Genomic DNA, 16240 nt, shown 5'->3' with positions numbered 1-16240 from the left:
CGTCAGGCCAGCCCGGCTTCGCCGGTTTCGTCCGCAGGCCGATAGCCGTCGAGCCATGCGCGCCACGACGCGTCCAGTTCGTCGTTGAAGGCCCTGGCGCTCGATGCGGTAAAGATCAGCACGCGCCCCGGCGCAACGATGAATGCCGCCTGCCGCTGGAACACGACGCGCGTGCCGTTGCGGTGGCTCGCGTCGATGCGCTCGCCGGCGAGCGCCCGGTGGTCATCCGGGCCGAGCCTTTCTGCTTGCCGCGCGATCAGCTTGTGCCCCTGCAGCCGCGACTTGAGCAGCGCGAGCTGTCGGTCGACGTACGGCGCGAGCGTCTCGCCGTCCTTCAGCCAGTCGCGCGCGACGCTCAGGTTCGGCTGGTTCGCCGGATCGGCCGGCACGAACAGGTTGGTGGTGCGGTCCTCGAATCCGTCAGGCAGCGTGATGCTGCCTTCGTGAATGCGGATGCGGTTGTCTGGATCGGTCATGCTGGTTATCCGATGAACTTCGATGGTTGAATCGATCTTGGAGCCGGCCGGTCAGGAAAGGCGGACGCTATCGTCAGTGCGTCAATTTGCCAGCCGCCGTGGCAGCTTCGGCCGTGCGATGCGTGAATGCCCTGTGCTGCCGGTGTCCGTGCCTCGCGTCGCAGCACGGAACACCGCAGGGAGCGCCGGACTCAGTCTTGCTTTTTGGGCTTGAACGAGACGGAAGCGAGACAGGCGGGATTGCGCTCCTCGAAGCCGAACGACAGCTGCCCCCAGGGTAACTGCCCCGAATGCGTCGTTGCCTCATCGAGCGACCGGCCGCGCGGCACGTCGGTGATTTCGAGGTGGCTGTAGCGTGCGCGCACCGCATCGAGTCCGACGCACGGCCCGCCCAGCTCCAGCACCATGAAACCCGGATGCGCGCCCTGCCGCTTGACGCGCAAGTCCACGTTCTTGATGACCACGCCGTCCGTCAGCGTGACAGGCGTGCTATTGAAGAACTGGAACACGTCATTCCCCCCTTCGTCGGTCTCGGTCAACCGGGTCGACAGCGCATGTTCGACCTTGGCCTTCGAGAACGGGACCTGCTGCGCCAGCGCGTCGATCGCCTGCCACAGGGTCATCCTTGATTGCGTCATGCGTGAATCCTGTACGTCTTTTCCATTGGCCCGGCTGCATCCGGAAAGCCAGATCACCACGCCAAGCGTCGTCAGAACCCGTCGCAAGTTATTCACGGCGCGCCGGACTCAGTCTTGCTTTTTGGGATCGAACGCGACGAAGGCAAGACAGCCGGGATTGCGCTCCAGGAAGCCGAACGCCAGTTCCCCCCAGGGCAGCTTCTCCGCATGCGTCGTGGATTCGTCGAGCGAACGACCGCGCGGAACGTCGACGATTTCGAGGTGACTGTAGCGTCCACGCACGGCATCGAGTCCGACGCACGTGCCGCCCAGCCGCAGCACCATGAATCCCGGGTGCTCGCCCTGGCGCTTGATGCGCAAATCCACGTTCTCGATGACCACGCCGTCCGACAGCGTGACCGGCGTGCTCTTGAAGAAGTGGAACACCTTGTTCCCCTCCCGATCGATCTCGGTCAAGCGGGTCGGCAGCGTCTGTTCGATCCTGGCCTTCGAGAACGGGACCTGCTGCGCCAGCGCGTCGATCGCTTGCCACAGGGTCATCTTTGATTGCGTCATGTGTGAATCCTGTACGTTTTTTCCATCGGCCTGGCTGCATCCTGCAAGCCAGATCACCACGCCAAGCGTCATCAGAACCCGTCGCAAGTTATTTCTTGGGCGGGAAATTGTTGTCATACCAGCCTCCGTAATATTCTGCATAAGGTTGCTTCGTGTTCGACGTGATTTCGCCCCTGCCGAATTGCGCGCCGATCGCCTGCCGGGCGGCGTCGGCGTTGCCGTCCTTCAGGAACTGGTCGTATGCCTTGTTGTACGCCGCGTGGTTGGCACTGTTGCCGGCAATGCCGATATCCGCGCCGCCGTTCGCGAGAATTTCGCGCCGGGCCTTGATGTTGTTCAGCGTCGCCGCGCCTTCGTCCGCCAGTGTGCCATTGACGTACGCAGTTTTCGACGAATAGTCCGGCGTGAACCCGTAGGTCGCGTGGCCTGCTTCGTGCGCCAGGGTTTGCGTGGTTTCCGCTACCTTGCCCTTGAGGTTGCCGTCGAACGTGACGGTCTTGTTGCGGCGATCCGCAAACGAACCGCCGCCCGGCGCGCCATAATCGAATGACCAACCTTCGTCCTGGAGCTTCTTCAGGTCAGCCTGCAGACCCGGCGATTTCGCGGCAAGCTGGTCGACGTCGTGACCGAGCCCCGTCTCCACCGGGGGCGCGGCCGATCCCGCAGCCGCGCCGGCACCGGCCGCACCTGCGCCCGCGCCCGCCGCTCCGCCCTCCGCCGCGGCAGAAGCTGCGCCACCGGCCCCGCTCGCTGCCGGCGCCGACGGCCCCGACGACGCGCCCTGGTTCAAGTGAATGACCGGACCGTCGATGTAGATGCCGCTCGCGTCGATGCGAATCGTGGACGCCCCGTGCGTCAGCGTGATGCTGCCTTGCGTCAGGATCACGACGCTGTCGCCGACGCGATGCTCGATGCCGTCGCTCGCCAGATGGCTCTGCATGCCGGGGCCGGCCTTGCTCGCGACCGCGTTGGTGTTGATCACGTTGGCGGTCGACGATCGCGTGAGCGCGACCATCTCGGTCATGTTGCCCTGCGCCACATGCTTCGTCTCATCCCCCTTCAGCACCGACACCTTCCGCGCGCCGCCTTCGACCGTATGCGACTCGTTGTCCTTGACGACGGTGTTCATGTCCTTCTGCGCATGCATGAAGAACTCCTGCGCACCATCCACGTCGGAGAATCGCAGCTCGTTCGAGCCCTGCCCCTTGTGCGTCTGGCTCTTGAGACCCATCGTCTGGCCGCCGGTGCCGTGATACGGGTTGCCCGATTCGCCGTTGAATACGCGGCCGACGACGACCGGGTTGTCCGGATCGCCCTCGTTGAACGCGACGATCACCTCCTGCCCGATGCGGGGAATCGCGGAGCCGCCCCAGCCCTTGCCGGCCCACGGCTGCGACACGCGCACCCACATCGAATCGGAGCCGTCGCGCTTGCCGCGGCGATCCCACAGGAAATGCAGCTTCACGCGGCTGCCGTCGGTATGGATTTCCTCGCCCTTCGGCCCGACCACGATCGCCGACTGCGTGCCGTGCATGGACGGCTTGCGGGTACGCCGTTCCGGCCGGAACGGAATGTCGAACGGCAGACACGTGAACGTGTTGCGATACGGCAGCTCGGCGCCCTGGCGCGTGTAGTCGTTGACCGCCTGATGGCGCACGCGCAGGATCACGAACTCCTTGCCGTTGTAGGACGACGACGCGTGGTTGACGAGCGTGAAGCGCCCGTTCGTCGTCATCCCTCGCGCATAGCCGCCGCCGTTGAACCGCCGCGCCTGCGCCTCTTCGGCTTCCATCGCATAGCGCGCGTAGCGCTCGCCGTCCTCGCCGTGGTCGTACAGCGAGTGGAACTGATAACGTTCGGTCGCCTGAATGTTGTCGTGCTTGAGGTTGACGGTCGGCACCTCGACGTGCATCAACGACGACGACGGCTGGTTGTAGTTGAAGTCGCGGAACGTGATCTTGCCGACCCGGAAGCTGAACGCCTCGTCCCAGCGATCGATGCCGTTCAGTTCGCTGGCCGCGCTGTCGGCGTAGTACGAGATCGTCTCGGCTTGCGGGATCGGACGGAACAGCGAATTGCTGTCGCCGATCACGAGGACATGCTTGTCCTTCTCGAAGCGGAACGTCCAGACGAGCCCTTCCTGCTCCATCAGCCGCGCACAGAAGTGGTAGTACGACTCGTCGTACATCACGATGTATTCGAGCGGCGACTGCTTGCCGCGGATGTCGAATTCGAAATCCGCGAAGCCCATTTCCTGGAAGATCCCGCGCAGCAGGTCCTGCGGCGTCTGGTTCTGGAAGATCCGGCAGTCCGTCGAGCGCGTGAGGAACCAGAGCCACGGCACGACCGACATCTCGTAGCGCGTGACCGTGCCGGAGTTGCCGACCTTGCCGAACGACGCGACATAGCCGTCGAAGTAGCGGCGCTCGTCGGTCTCGGTGGACGCGGCCACGATCTTCGTCAGGCTGAAATTCTTGCTCTGTGGGTCCAGCACGATCTTCACGCGCTGGCCGACGATCTGCTCGGGCCCGATGTTGTTCCGGTGGGACAGCAGGTCGAGATGGATCTCCGGCAGCTGGTTGACGTGCTCGTCGATCACGGCGGCGTTGACGAGCAGCACGTCGTCGCCCAGCGGCGTTTCGAGCGTGACGTAGCGGTTTTCCTGGGTCAGTTGCGGGCGCGCGCCCGCCAGGCCGTTGATCGCGTCGGCGATCGATTCGGGGGTCTTGCCCAGCATCGCCATCCCGGTCTGCGCGAGCCGGACGGCGCTCGCCGCGCCGCCGAGCAACCCCGCGCCCGGCATGCCGGTCAGCGCGCCGAGCTGCCCCGCCATGCCGGCAATCGAACCCAGACTCGCCAGCCCGCCCGCCGAGGCCGGGACGGCGCCGCCGGCAATCCCGCCCGCGCCCCTGTTTTCCGCGAAACTCATGATTAACCTCTTTGTTATCGGGCGGGGCGAATGCCTGACCCGCGACGCGCCCGTTTGTCACGGTCTCTCAGCCGCCGAACGCGCCGCCAAATATAACAAATCGAAAGGAAATTCATAAGCATCCGCAAGCTTTTGACGCTCTTTTAAATCGCCGCGGAGATTCGCAAGCCGATCGAACCCGGTTCGGGAAACCGGTTCCGGGATGCCGCCGGCGTCATGGCCAAATCAATCGGAAGATAAATACCGATCGAAATCAAAATGCAGTCAGCATCAAAGTCATATTTACCGATTCACGACATCGCGCATTCGGAATCGATTCGATTCAATTCGACGGCTCACGCGCGATTTATCGATGATTCGGAAATGATGGTTCGCTGCTCGAGCAGTCATCCCGCCGCCCCGATGCGATAATCCGCCCGGTTCCAACCCAACGCAGCCTGCCTTCGCCGCCCTCCCGGCGCTCACCGATGCCGATCGAACTTCGAACCTCAACTTCCCCGCGCATGGAGATCGTCGCGTTGTGCGGCAGCCTCCGCGCGTGTTCCTGCAACGCGGCGCTGCTCGACGCCGCGGCCGCCGTTGCGCCGCCGGACATGCATGTCGCCCGGTTCCTGCGTCTCGGACAGTTCCCGCTCTTCAATCCCGACGTCGAGCACCCGACGCCCGAACCGGTTCGCGACTTCATCGACCGGATGAACGCGGCCGACGGCGTGCTGATCGCAAGTCCGGAGTATGCGCACGGCGTGACCAGCGTGATGAAGAACGCGCTGGACTGGGTGGTCGGGTGCGAAGCATTCGTGCACAAGCCGGTGGCGGTGCTCAACGCGTCGCCGCGCGCGACGCACGCCGACGCGGCGCTGAAGGAAACGCTGTCGGTGATGTCCGCTCGCGTCGTGGACGAGGCCTCGATCGCGCTCCCGATCCTCGGCAGCCGGCTCGACGCGGCGGGCATCGCCGCGCATCCGCCGTTCGCCGACGCGCTGGCGCGCGCGTTGCACGCATTGCGCGCGGCGATCCTGCGGCCGGTCGCGCCGGGCTGAGCGCCCCGCGGCACGCCGCCGCGCGCTACCGCGCCTTGCTCCGCGCGCCCTTCTTCGCGCCCTTCGCGCGCGGCGCTTCCTTTTCCGCCTGCGCGCCGCCGCCGGCGAGGTCTTCGAGCCACGCCAGTGCGTCCACATACGACAGGAATTGCTGAAGATACCCGGGCGACAGGTCGCGCATCAGCGACAGCGACCGGTGCACGAGGCTGCTCGAATTGAGCGGGCCGGCATTGCGCGGCACCTGGTCGAGCGCCTGACGATACTGCTTCTCGGTGCGGACCTTCGACCAGGTTTCCCTGAAATAGTCGATCAGCGCCGGGTCGATCCCGGCCCGGTCCGCCTGTGCATCGCGCGCGATGTGCGTCACCAGCCCCGCGAGCGCGCCGCTCGCCGGCCTCGCCTGCGCGACGTCGTCTGGTTCGTTCGAGTCGTCCGCGTGCGCGCCGGCGCGCTCGACGTCGTCGGCATAGCCGGCCAGCAGCGCGTCGAGCCGCGCATCCAGCAGGCGTCGCGCATCGCCGTCATGGCCCGCAGCACGCCGCTCCAGTGCGTCGATCCGATGAAAGCGCACCGGGTCCAGCCGATCGGCGCCGGATGCGCGCCACGCATCGAGCATCGCGCGGGCGCGCGTCGCGTCACGGTTCACGGCGGCCACCGTTCGACGCCGACTTGCGCGGCACCGGCGCGATCTCGACGCGGCGGTTCTTCGCGCGTCCGGCGTCGTCCGCATTCGAGCTGACCGGCTGCTCGGAGCCGAATGCGGCCGCGAACACCGACGCTGCGGGCACGCCCGCGTCGATGAACGCGCGCGTCACGGTCAGCGCGCGCTTCGCCGACAGCTCCCAGTTGTCCGCGAACAGGCGGTTGCCGGCGTGCACCTGCTGATCGTCGGCGAAGCCGCTGACCATCAGGATCTCGTCGCGCGTCTTCAGATACGCGGACAGCGGGCCGGCCAGCGTCTTCAGCAGCGCCTTCCCTTCAGGCTGCAACTGGTCGGAGTTCAGCGCGAACAGCACGTTGCCGGCGATGCCGATGCGTCCGTTCACGAGCGTCACGCGGCCGGCCGCGAGCGGTCCCGCGAGCGCCTGTTCGAGCGTCTTGCGCTGCTGCGCTTCCTGCTGGCGCTGCTTGATCGCCTCCTCGAGCTTCGAGGTGAGCTGCAACTGCATGCCGATCACGCCGACGAGGATCAGCACGAACGCGCCGAGCAGCACCGACATCAGGTCGGCGAAGGCGGGCCAGACCGGCGCCGATTGCGCGCCGCCGTCGATTTCGTCGTGCATGCGTTACGCTCCGACGGACGCGCGCCGGCCGGCGAGCTGCTGCAGGTCTTCGACGATCTGCTTCTGCGACATCATGCTCAGGTCGATCACTTCCCGCGCCTGCGCGACGTAGTATTCGAGCTGCTCGTCGCTGCGCGCGAGCGATTTCTCCAGCGCGGCCTCGATGCGCTGCAGATGGCTCAGCAGCTTGTCGTTCGATTCGCCGAACACCTGCACGGCCATCCCGAACGCGTCGCCGAGGCTCGCGACCTCGACGGCGCCCGCGGTGACCTGCGCGGCCACCGCATCGAGCTTGCGGGTTTCGGCATCGACCGTATCGTTGAAGCGCGCGCCGACGCGATCCAGCAGGTCGGCCGACGTGCGCACGAGCGCGTCGACCGCGCCGCGCTGTTCAGTCGACGCGTGATTGACCGCGTCGAGCAGCGTCTCCAGCGTGGCCAGCAGGCGGCTGCGCTCGTCGAGCATCGCGGTGTCGCGCACCATGCTGTCGGACAGGCGCTGGCGCAGCTCGGCGACGACCTCGGCCGCGGCCTTCGGCGCCTCCGACGCGGCCTGCACGAGCCGGGAAATCTCGGCGATCGTGTCGCTTGCGTGCGCCTGCGCCTGCGCGGTGATGTCGTTCGCGGTACGGGCGAGCGTGTCGCAGATGTCCTGCTGGCGGCTCGCGGCCTGGGCGCTCGTCTGCGCCCACTCGTCGCTCAACTTTGCCGCCATCTCTGCAAGCGAAGCGCTCCATGCCGCGAGACGCTGTTCGTCGCGCGACGCCAGTTCGGTCTGCAGGTTCGCGTGCGAGTCGCGCATCGTATTCAGCAGCGATGCCGAATGCTGTTCGAACGTCGTAGTCTGTGCGCCGATGTCGGTTGCCGTTTGCGCGAGCGCATCGCAGATCGCCTGTTGGCGACCCATGTGGCTCGCACTCGTTTGCGCCCACTCGTCGCTCAACTTTGCCGCCATCTCTGCAAGCGAAGCGCTCCATGCCGCGAGACGCTGTTCGTCGCGCGAAGCCAGTTCGGTTTGCAGATTCGCGTGCGACTCACGCATCGTGTTCAGCAGCGATGCCGAATGCTGTTCGAACGTCGTGGTCTGCGTGCCGATGTCGGCTGCCGTTTGAGCGAGCGCATCGCAGATCGCCTGTTGGCGACCCATGTGGCTCGCACTCGTTTGCGCCCACTCGTCGCTCAGCTTCGCCGCCATCTCCGCAAGCGAAGCGCTCCATGTCGCGAGACGCTGTTCGTCACGCGAAGCCAGTTCGGTTTGCAGATTCGCGTGCGATTCGCGCATCGTATTCAGCAGCGACGCCGAATGCTGTTCGAACATCGACGTCTGCGTGCCGATGTCGGTCGCCGTTTTCGCGAGCGCGTCGCAGATCGCCTGCTGGCGGCTCACGTGATGTGCGCTCGTCTGCGCGAGGTCGTCGCGCATCGCGGCGGCCATCGCCGCGAGCGATTCGCACCACGCGGCCAGCCGCTGTTCATCGCGCGACGCGAGCTCGCCCTGCAGCCTCGTGTGCGACTCGCCGATCGTGCGCAGCAGCGACGCCGAATGCTGCTCAAACGTCGCGGCGGCGGCCTCCAGCGCGCGCGCGTTGTGGCCGGCCAGCGTCTCGCCGACCTGCTCCTGCCGCGCGAGCGCGTGCTGCCAGCCGTCGGCCATGCGCTGCTCGGTCGCTTCGAGGCGCGTCGCGACGCCGTCGAGCAGATCGGTCGAGCGCTGCGCGAACGTATCTGTGAACTGTCCGAGCGCGGCATGCAGATGGCCGGCCGCGGCCTCGCTCGAGCGCCGATGCTCGTCGAGCGCGCGGTTCCAGATGCCGGTCACGTTGGCGGTGGTCGCCTCGAAGCCGCTCGACAGGCCGTCCAGCTGCCGCTCGACCGCGTGCGTGACGGCGTCGCGCAGCGCGGTCATTTCGCGTGCGAGCCCGGCCATCGTCGTTTCCATCACCGGCTGCAGCGCCGCGCCGGCCACGCGCGCGCTCTCGGCGGCGCTGTCCTGCAGCGACTGGCCGACCGACGACGCGAGCCGCGCATAAGCCTGCTCCGTCCGGTCGAAGAACGCCTGCTGGCTCGCGATCTGCTGTTCGTGCAGCGCCGCGCTGCGCGCGTCGATCGCGGTCATCATCGTCTGCAGCCGCTCGACCAGCGCCGGCATCACGTCGGCCTGCTTCTGCAGGAGCCGGAACGATTCCTCGCGCTGATGCGCGTGCGAATGCACCCGCAGCGTCGTCGCGATCTTCGCGTCGAGCTGCTGCGACGCGTCGAGCCGATCGCGGCGCACCAGCGCGGACAGCAGCCCGAGCATCGCCGAGGTCGCGACGCCGGCGATCGACGTGCCGAACGCATACCCGAGGCCCTTGACCGGCGCGATCAGCGACGCGCGGATCGCGTCGAGATCGGTCGCGCTTTCCAGCGCGGCGCCGGTGCCCTTCAGCGTCACGACCATCCCGAGCAGCGTGCCGAGCATCCCCAGCAGCACGAGCAGGCCGACCAGGTACGGCGTCAGCGACGGTCCCGGCAGCGCCGCGCGGGCGCCCTCGATGCGCGCGCGGACCGCGCCGCGCAGGCTCGGGTGCAGCGTGTCGAGCCACGCGTCGAGCGCCGGCGGCGGCCCGGACAGGCCGTTGACGGCGCCGGCGAGCGTCGCGGTCGCCTGGCGGTAGCGCAGCAGTTCGGCTGCGCCCGCGAGATAGCACGCGGCGATCAGCAGCGTGACGGCCGCCGCCGGCGGATTCGATGCGACATAACCGGCGCCGATCCAGCACACCGCGACGAGGCCGGCCATAAATACAACGAGATCAATGCGAATTCTGGACATAACTTCTTCTTAGCTGGCGCGAAGGGCCGCGAGCAGCCCATCCACCGTTTGAAACCGGATTTCGAGTTCGGCGAGCAGCACGCTCTGCATGTCCTTGCAGAACACGTCCAGCCATGCGCCGGGCGTGACGGCCGGATGCTCGGGGTGTTGCGGGTTTTCCGGACGTTCCGGGTCTTGCGCATCGGCAAGCGCCTGCTGCTCCGCCGCGCGCAGCCGCTCGAAGTGCGCGCCGAGCAGCCCCGGCACGGTGGCCAGCAGGCTGCGTTCGCGCGCGCCGAGCACCCGCTCCATGATCGCGTCGAGCGTCGCGAGCCGCGCCATGCCGGGCGTGCGCGCCGCCAGCGCGACGCGCAAGCGGCCGCGCAGGTTGCCGATCGCCGTTTCCATCTCCTGCTGCAGGGTCAGATAGCGCTGCCGGAAATCCGCATAGTCCGCGCAATCGGCCGTCTCGCCTGCCGGCGGCGCCTGCCGCGCACCGTTGCGGCGGCTCGCGGCGGCCGGGCGGGCAACCATCATCGCCTGCGCCAGCGCGTGGCGCACGCGCGCGCATTCGCGCTCCGCGTCGCCGCCGGCCGGGCGCGCGCCGCCGGCCGCGACCGCGGGCGGACTGCCGTTCAGCGCCGAGGACAGCGAAATCGCATCCGTCCAGCCGAGCCATTGGCTCAGCCGGTCCGCGAGCGTCTGCCGGGATTCGGGCACGTCGGCGTCCGCCAGCCGCGCGAGCAGGCGAACGAGCGTCGGGCCGCTCAATGCCGTGCGCTGGGGGGCTTGCACCATGCTGCTACCGTCAAAAAAGGCAGCAGTTTACACGTCGCGGGCCGGTCGGCCGCCGGATTGCGGTCGGCGAGCCGGCCGCCGGAGCGGGCGCGGCGGCGCGAACGCCCGCCGGACAAGGCCGGCAGCGCGATCGGCCGCCCCCGGCCTTCAAGAAATTCGCGCAGCCGGCCGATATCACTGTGCAGCGGGCCCGCTCCGCTGCCACTTCTTCGCCGGTGCGCGTCGACGGACGCAAACCCGACCCGCTCACACACGATGCTCACCGATTTCGTCACGCGCCTCCTCGACCGCTTCCGCAAGCCGCCCACCCAACAGATCTTCGCCGAACGGCTGATGGCCGCGCTGCGCGCAGCCGGCGACACGCGCGCGTGGATCTACGAAAGCGAGAAGAGCCGCCTCGTGCAGCCGGACGCCCCGTCGAACGTCGTCAACCTGCACAACCTGTTTCGGGAATACGCCGGCGCGAAGCCGGCCGACCGGCACGCGACGCTGAAGCACCAGGCGAGCGCCGTGGTCGGGCACGCCATTCCGTCGCGCCTGGCGGACGCGAAAGCGCAGCTGCGTCCGGTGATCCGGAGCACGTCCGAGCGCGGCGAGATCCATCTGCAGATGGCAACCCGCCCGGAGCTCACGTTCCGGCCGCTGTGCGGGAACCTCGAGATCGGCATCGCGTACGACAGCGAGTTCAGCGTGTCGCGGCTGACGACGACCAAGCTGCAGGAATGGGGGATCACGTTCGACGAGGCCTACGACATCGCGATCGACAACCTGCGCGCCGAATCGTCCCGCCCGTGGCTGGCGTTGCAGAACGGCGTGTTCCTGGCGCAGTTCGGCGACTACTACGATGCGTCGCGGCTGCTGCTGACCGACCTGCTGTACCGGCAGCCGATCGCCGGCGCGCCGGTCGTCATGGCGCCGAACCGGGCCGTGCTGCTGCTCACCGGCGATCGCAATCCGGCAGGGTTCGACACGATGCTGCAGGTGGCCGAACGGGCGTTCGCGCAGCCGCGCCCGCTGCCGCCGCTGATGCTCCGCTGGGACGGCGCGGCCTGGCAGCGGTTCGTGCCGGAAGGGTTCGCAGCGCGGCTGCAGCAATTGTGGGTCAGCGATCTCGCCGGCGATTACCGCGACCAGCAGGCCCTGATGGACGAGGCCCACGCGCGCGACGGGCTCGACGTGTTCGTCGCGCAGTACAGCACGTACCGGCGGCCGACCGGCGAATTGTTCAGCATGAGCGTGTGGACCGAAGGCGTGCATTCGCTGCTGCCCGACACCGACAGCGTCATGCTGTTCCGGCCTCGGACACAGCAGTCCGCCACCGTGCCGATGGCCGAGCTGCTGCGCCTCTGCGGCGACCTGATGACGGCCACCGCGCATCGCCCGGTGCGCTACGAAGTGAAGGCCTTCCCGGATGAGGCGCGGTTCCGGGCGCTGATGGAGAAATACCCGAAGCCATAGGGTCTGTTTACATACGGAACGCACATGCGAATGCCCGAAATCGCTCGTAGGGCAAGGAGCGCCGTTTAGCCAAGCCATAGCGCGACCAGAATGCCGAAAACGGCGGTCATTGCGGTCATCCGTGTCTCCTCGAAATAGCGGCCCCGCCCGCCGGAGCCCGGCCGGCCCGCGATGAACGGGCCGAACGGCGATTCTGGCACGCTTCCCGCTACGCCGGCAGGGGCGCGCCGCGCGCCCGAACCGCTCGCGAGCCCCCGCCGGCAGGTCTACCATAGGCGGACGCGCAGGCCGTGCACGCGGCCCCGGCCCACCCCGCAGCAGCGAAGGAGAATGCCATGACCCAGCACTTCGACGCGATCATCATCGGCACCGGGCAGGCAGGCCCGCCGCTCGCCGCCCGGCTGTCCGGCGCGGGCATGAGCGTCGCCATCGTCGAGCGGGGCCGGTTCGGCGGCACCTGCGTGAACACCGGCTGCATTCCCACCAAGACGCTGATCGCGAGCGCGTATGCCGCGCATCTCGCGCGGCGGGCCGGCGAATACGGCGTGACGGTCGGCGGACCGGTCACGGTCGACATGCCGCGCGTGAAGGCGCGCAAGGACGAAATCTCCGCGCGCTCCAGCCACGGCGTCGAGCAGTGGGTGCGCGGGCTGGAACGCGCGACGGTGCTGCAGGGCCACGCGCGCTTCGAAAGCGCCCGCACGGTGCGCGTCGGCGACGCGCTGCTGCAGGCGGAGCGGATCTTCGTCAACGTCGGCGGGCGCGCGCTGGTGCCGCCGATGCCCGGCCTCGACCAGGTGCCCTATCTCACCAACTCGACGATGATGGACGTCGATTTCCTGCCGGAGCACCTGATCGTCGTCGGCGGCAGCTACGTCGGGCTCGAATTCGGCCAGATGTACCGGCGCTTCGGCTCGCGCGTGACGATCGTCGAGAAAGGCCCGCGCCTGATCCACCGCGAGGACGAGGACGTGTCGCACGCAGTGCGGGAGATCCTCGAAGCCGAAGGCATCGACGTGCAGCTCGACGCGAACTGCCTGAGCGCGCGGCGCGACGGGCACCGCGTCGTCGTCGGGCTCGACTGCGCGTCCGGCGCGCGCGAGGTCGCGGGCTCGCATCTGCTGCTCGCCGTCGGACGCGTGCCGAACACCGACGATCTCGGGCTCGCGCACGCCGGCGTCGCGACCGACGCGCACGGCTACATCGAGGTCGACGAGCAGCTGCGCACGAACGTGCCCGGGATCTGGGCGCTGGGCGACTGCAACGGGCGCGGCGCATTCACGCATACGTCCTACAACGACTACGAGATCGTCGCGGCCAACCTGCTCGACAACGATCCGCGCAAGGTGTCGGACCGCATCCCCGCATACGCGATGTTCATCGACCCGCCGCTCGGCCGCGTCGGGATGACGCAAGCCGACGCGATGCAGACGGGACGCCGGCTGCTGGTCGGCACGCGGCCGATGACGCGCGTCGGGCGCGCGGTCGAGAAAGGCGAGAGCCAGGGCTTCATGAAGGTGATCGTCGACGCGGACAGCCACGCGATCCTGGGCGCGTCGATTCTCGGCGTGACGGGCGACGAAGTCGTGCATGCGCTGCTCGACGTGATGGCCGCGAACGCGCCGTACACGACGATCAGCCGCGCGATGCACATTCATCCGACGGTGTCGGAGCTGGTGCCGACGTTGCTGCAGGATCTGCGCCCGCCCGGTTAGAATTCGCGGCGTTCAACCTGACTACAACGACGATGACGATCCGAGAACGCACCCCCGAGGACAATCCCGCGCTGCTGGACATCTGGCACCGCGCCGTGCAGGCCACGCACACGTTCCTCACCGAACACGACATCGCCGCGCTCTACCCGCAGGTTCGCGATCTCTACCTGCCGAGCGTCGCGGTATGGGTCGCCGAAGCCGACGACGGCCGCGTCGCCGGCTTCATCGGCGTGAACGACGCGCAGGTCGAGATGCTGTTCGTCGATCCCGAGCGGTTCGGTCAGCGCGTCGGCACGCGCCTGCTCGATCATGTCCGCGCGAAGCATGCGCGCCTGACGGTCGACGTCAACGAGCAGAACCCGGGCGCGCATGCGTTCTATCGCCGCTACGGCTTCCGGGACGTCGGACGCTCGGCGACGGATTCCGCCGGCCGGCCGTTTCCGCTGATTCACATGGCGTATTGATTCATCGGCAAGCCGGCGCCGCGGGATGGCTTGACGAATTCAATCATTCGAAACGATTCGGCCAATTGAAATCATGATCGGCAATTCCAATTACCTATCCGGATTCCTCTTCCATTAATTTATTAAAATCCTTTCCGGTTTTATCGATTCATGCGTCCCGCCCGTGCGCCGTGTAGCCCGATATCACGGCCAATTCCCCGTGTTTAGTGCGCATCAGGTAAAAACAATGCGCCTGATTGCATTCGCCAAAATCGTCAATTAATATCGACTCCGCTTGTAAGGCATCGACAATAAATGTCGCACAGGCAGTGGCGGCCAACCCGCCGTGTTTCCGTGTAGAAGGTCTCGTATACATCGAATAGGAGAACTGACATGCAGGAAAATCAGCAAATCGACTTGCTCGAGTGGATGCAGGAAGACACGCATCCGGAAGCCGTCGACATGATGGTCGCGGATGCCGTGGTGCCGTTCGGCACCGCGCTCTGGCCGCTGTAAGCGCGCCGTTCGACCAGGCGGAAGGGCGCCGCCCCTTCCGCCGCTTCCGGAGACACGCATGCTGAACCTGCACCGCGCGCTCGGCTTTCATCCCGCGCTGCGCGACAAGCTCGCGCGCGCAGACCAGGGCAAGCTGCTGGTCGCCTACGACGCGCGCAATCGCGACATCGCGTTGCGCGCGTTTTCCACGCTGCCCGCGTCGCTCGACGCGACGACCCTCTGCCTCGAAACCACCCCGCCCGCCGAGATCGTCGCGGCAATCGGCCGCGCCGACCTGTTCGTGCTGCTGTACGACTCGTCCACGCTGCCGACGCCGTCGCCGAGCGGCCCGCCGTTCCTCGCGGCGATCCGGCCGGCGATCGTCGAGCACTGGAGCAAGTCGGTGCTGTTCAAGGACTACGGCCCGCATCTCGACGAAGCGTTCGCGGAATCGCTCGACGACATCGCGGCGCGCAACGAACGGCTGATCGACGCCGCCGCGCGCGCGTCGCAGATCCATTTCGTCGACGAGGCCGGCAACCGGCTGACGGGCTCCCTCGCGCCGGACCAGAAATGGACCAGCGTGGACGGGATGGGCAACCTCGACGTCGTGCCCGGCGAGATCGCGACGCACGTGACCGACCTGCGCGGCTCGATCGTGTTCAGCGGCACCTTCCTCGGCACCGTGCCGTTCGCGGTCAAGTACAAGGTCGTGGAGCGGCTCGCGACGCTGCATGTCGAAGGCAGCACGATCGTCGATTTCGACAGCGAGCATCCGGACTTCCGGCGCGATTTCGCGTCCTACCTGGACCGGCACGAGAATCACCGCCGGATCGAGGAATTCGGCATCGGCACGAATCTCGGCATCAAGGGCCTGTACGGCCGCAACGCCGGCTTCGAGGAGCGGCATCCGGGACTGCATCTCGGCCTCGGCGGCGGCGCGCAAGGCAGCCACCATCTCGACCTGATCTTCGCGAAGGGCAAGCTGGCGCTCGACGACCGGATCGTGTTCGACGGCGCCTTCGCCGTGTGACGCCGGCGCAAGCCTATGCGCGCGCCCCCAGCCACTTGTACATCACGAGGCTGTCGACCAGCCCGAGCCGCGCGTGGCGATACGCGCGCGGCAGGCGGCCGACGATCTCGAACCCGAGCTTCTGCCACAGCGCGACCGCGGCTTCATTGGTCGACACCACCGAATTGAACTGCATCGCGAGAAAGCCGCGTTCGCGCGCGACCTCCTGCGAGTGTTCGCACATCCGGCGCGCGACGCCGCGGCCGCGCGCCGCTTCGCTCACCATGTAGCCGCAGTTGCAGACGTGGCTGCCGGGCCCCGCCGCGTTCGCCTTCAGGTAGTACGAGCCGAGCAGCACGCCGTCCTCTTCCGCGACCCAGGTGCACAGCGGCGCGTCGAGCCACAGGGCGCGCGCGGCGTCCTCGGTCTGCGCGGGGTCGAATGCGTAGGTTTCCTGCGCAGCGACCACTGCGCGGTAAGTCGGCCAGAACAGCGCAAAATCCTCTTCGGTCATCGGACGAATCGTGAGCATGTGGTTCCTCGAAAATGGGGATGGCGTTGTTGAAACGCTGTCGATTCTAGACCCGGTTCACGCTCGCCGGCTTCAC

The 16240-nt window shown here is 67.4% G+C and carries 15 protein-coding genes; 6 read left to right on the top strand and 9 right to left on the bottom strand.

Annotated features, from left to right (window positions below; all coding sequences use genetic code 11):
- Positions 1-2: 2 nt before the first annotated feature.
- From KY49_RS25075 to KY49_RS25060, 4 genes are all read right to left on the bottom strand, one after another.
- Complete coding sequence (locus KY49_RS25075) at positions 3-476, bottom strand: DUF1795 domain-containing protein (RefSeq protein ID WP_042587163.1); 474 nt, start codon at positions 474-476, stop codon at positions 3-5.
- A 191-nt stretch (positions 477-667) separates the two neighbouring features.
- Positions 668-1114, bottom strand: a complete 447-nt coding sequence (locus tag KY49_RS25070) for a hypothetical protein (protein ID WP_042587162.1) — start codon at positions 1112-1114, stop codon at positions 668-670.
- A 108-nt stretch (positions 1115-1222) separates the two neighbouring features.
- On the bottom strand, positions 1223-1786 hold the full coding sequence (locus KY49_RS25065; RefSeq protein ID WP_231130510.1) for a hypothetical protein: 564 nt from the start codon (positions 1784-1786) through the stop codon (positions 1223-1225).
- Positions 1758-4598 carry a type VI secretion system Vgr family protein gene (locus KY49_RS25060; protein ID WP_042587160.1) on the bottom strand — a complete coding sequence of 947 codons (2841 nt, stop codon included), beginning with the start codon at positions 4596-4598 and terminating at the stop codon, positions 1758-1760. The genes KY49_RS25065 and KY49_RS25060 overlap by 29 nt, the downstream gene beginning before the upstream one ends.
- Positions 4599-5065: 467 nt before the next feature.
- On the opposite strand from KY49_RS25060, the gene KY49_RS25055 reads away from it, so the two are divergent.
- Entirely contained in the window at positions 5066-5638 is a 573-nt protein-coding gene (locus KY49_RS25055) for an NADPH-dependent FMN reductase (protein WP_042587159.1), read from the top strand.
- 25 nt (positions 5639-5663) lie between these two features.
- Here KY49_RS25055 and KY49_RS25050 read toward each other — a convergent pair whose 3' ends face one another.
- From KY49_RS25050 to KY49_RS25035, 4 genes are read right to left on the bottom strand one after another with little or no spacing between them, the layout of a single operon-like run.
- Positions 5664-6284 carry a DUF2894 domain-containing protein gene (locus tag KY49_RS25050; protein ID WP_156162605.1) on the bottom strand — a complete coding sequence of 207 codons (621 nt, stop codon included), beginning with the start codon at positions 6282-6284 and terminating at the stop codon, positions 5664-5666.
- Complete coding sequence (locus tag KY49_RS25045; protein ID WP_042587158.1) at positions 6274-6921, bottom strand: OmpA family protein; 648 nt, start codon at positions 6919-6921, stop codon at positions 6274-6276. Before KY49_RS25045 ends, KY49_RS25050 begins: the two co-directional genes overlap by 11 nt.
- Before the next feature lie 3 nt (positions 6922-6924).
- On the bottom strand, positions 6925-9732 hold the full coding sequence (locus KY49_RS25040) for a DUF802 domain-containing protein (protein WP_042587157.1): 2808 nt from the start codon (positions 9730-9732) through the stop codon (positions 6925-6927).
- A gap of 9 nt (positions 9733-9741) precedes the next feature.
- On the bottom strand, positions 9742-10509 hold the full coding sequence (locus KY49_RS25035; RefSeq protein WP_042587156.1) for a DUF3348 domain-containing protein: 768 nt from the start codon (positions 10507-10509) through the stop codon (positions 9742-9744).
- Positions 10510-10764: 255 nt separating this feature from the next.
- Between KY49_RS25035 and KY49_RS25030 the strand changes: the two genes are divergently transcribed.
- The 5 genes from KY49_RS25030 to KY49_RS25010 all read left to right on the top strand — a co-directional run bounded on the left by KY49_RS25030 (position 10765) and on the right by KY49_RS25010 (position 15653).
- A complete protein-coding gene (locus tag KY49_RS25030) occupies positions 10765-11967 on the top strand; it encodes a DUF1444 family protein (protein WP_042587155.1) in 1203 nt (400 codons plus the stop codon).
- Between the two features lie 335 nt (positions 11968-12302).
- Positions 12303-13682: an FAD-containing oxidoreductase gene (locus tag KY49_RS25025; RefSeq protein ID WP_042587154.1), complete on the top strand. Its 1380-nt coding sequence runs from the start codon at positions 12303-12305 to the stop codon at positions 13680-13682.
- 32 nt (positions 13683-13714) lie between these two features.
- On the top strand, positions 13715-14146 hold the full coding sequence (locus KY49_RS25020) for an acetyltransferase (protein WP_042587153.1): 432 nt from the start codon (positions 13715-13717) through the stop codon (positions 14144-14146).
- Positions 14147-14518: 372 nt separating this feature from the next.
- Entirely contained in the window at positions 14519-14641 is a 123-nt protein-coding gene (locus tag KY49_RS39045) for a hypothetical protein (RefSeq protein WP_042587152.1), read from the top strand.
- A 58-nt stretch (positions 14642-14699) separates the two neighbouring features.
- The gene (locus tag KY49_RS25010; RefSeq protein WP_042587151.1) at positions 14700-15653 is read left to right on the top strand and encodes a leucyl aminopeptidase (aminopeptidase T); all 954 of its coding nucleotides are present in this window, start codon (positions 14700-14702) and stop codon (positions 15651-15653) included.
- Between the two features lie 13 nt (positions 15654-15666).
- Here KY49_RS25010 and KY49_RS25005 read toward each other — a convergent pair whose 3' ends face one another.
- Positions 15667-16164: a GNAT family N-acetyltransferase gene (locus KY49_RS25005; protein WP_042587150.1), complete on the bottom strand. Its 498-nt coding sequence runs from the start codon at positions 16162-16164 to the stop codon at positions 15667-15669.
- Positions 16165-16240 lie beyond the last annotated feature (76 nt).

The organism is Burkholderia sp. MSHR3999 (assembly GCF_000833595.1).
Lineage (GTDB): Bacteria > Pseudomonadota > Gammaproteobacteria > Burkholderiales > Burkholderiaceae > Burkholderia > Burkholderia ubonensis.
Note: the sequence above shows the minus strand (reverse complement) of the source record. Positions and strands in the feature narration are given on the sequence as shown.

Excerpts from the sequence above, each read along its gene's own strand:
- KY49_RS25075 (WP_042587163.1), bottom strand. The coding sequence starts at position 476 with ATGACCGATCCAGACAACCGCATCCGCATTCACGAAGGCAGCATCACG.
- KY49_RS25070 (WP_042587162.1), bottom strand. The coding sequence starts at position 1,114 with ATGACGCAATCAAGGATGACCCTGTGGCAGGCGATCGACGCGCTGGCG.
- KY49_RS25065 (WP_231130510.1), bottom strand. The coding sequence starts at position 1,786 with ATGACAACAATTTCCCGCCCAAGAAATAACTTGCGACGGGTTCTGATG.
- KY49_RS25060 (WP_042587160.1), bottom strand. The coding sequence starts at position 4,598 with ATGAGTTTCGCGGAAAACAGGGGCGCGGGCGGGATTGCCGGCGGCGCC.
- KY49_RS25055 (WP_042587159.1), top strand. The coding sequence starts at position 5,066 with ATGCCGATCGAACTTCGAACCTCAACTTCCCCGCGCATGGAGATCGTC.
- KY49_RS25045 (WP_042587158.1), bottom strand. The coding sequence starts at position 6,921 with ATGCACGACGAAATCGACGGCGGCGCGCAATCGGCGCCGGTCTGGCCC.
- KY49_RS25040 (WP_042587157.1), bottom strand. The coding sequence starts at position 9,732 with ATGTCCAGAATTCGCATTGATCTCGTTGTATTTATGGCCGGCCTCGTC.
- KY49_RS25035 (WP_042587156.1), bottom strand. The coding sequence starts at position 10,509 with ATGGTGCAAGCCCCCCAGCGCACGGCATTGAGCGGCCCGACGCTCGTT.
- KY49_RS25030 (WP_042587155.1), top strand. The coding sequence starts at position 10,765 with ATGCTCACCGATTTCGTCACGCGCCTCCTCGACCGCTTCCGCAAGCCG.
- KY49_RS25025 (WP_042587154.1), top strand. The coding sequence starts at position 12,303 with ATGACCCAGCACTTCGACGCGATCATCATCGGCACCGGGCAGGCAGGC.
- KY49_RS25020 (WP_042587153.1), top strand. The coding sequence starts at position 13,715 with ATGACGATCCGAGAACGCACCCCCGAGGACAATCCCGCGCTGCTGGAC.
- KY49_RS39045 (WP_042587152.1), top strand. The coding sequence starts at position 14,519 with ATGCAGGAAAATCAGCAAATCGACTTGCTCGAGTGGATGCAGGAAGAC.
- KY49_RS25010 (WP_042587151.1), top strand. The coding sequence starts at position 14,700 with ATGCTGAACCTGCACCGCGCGCTCGGCTTTCATCCCGCGCTGCGCGAC.
- KY49_RS25005 (WP_042587150.1), bottom strand. The coding sequence starts at position 16,164 with ATGCTCACGATTCGTCCGATGACCGAAGAGGATTTTGCGCTGTTCTGG.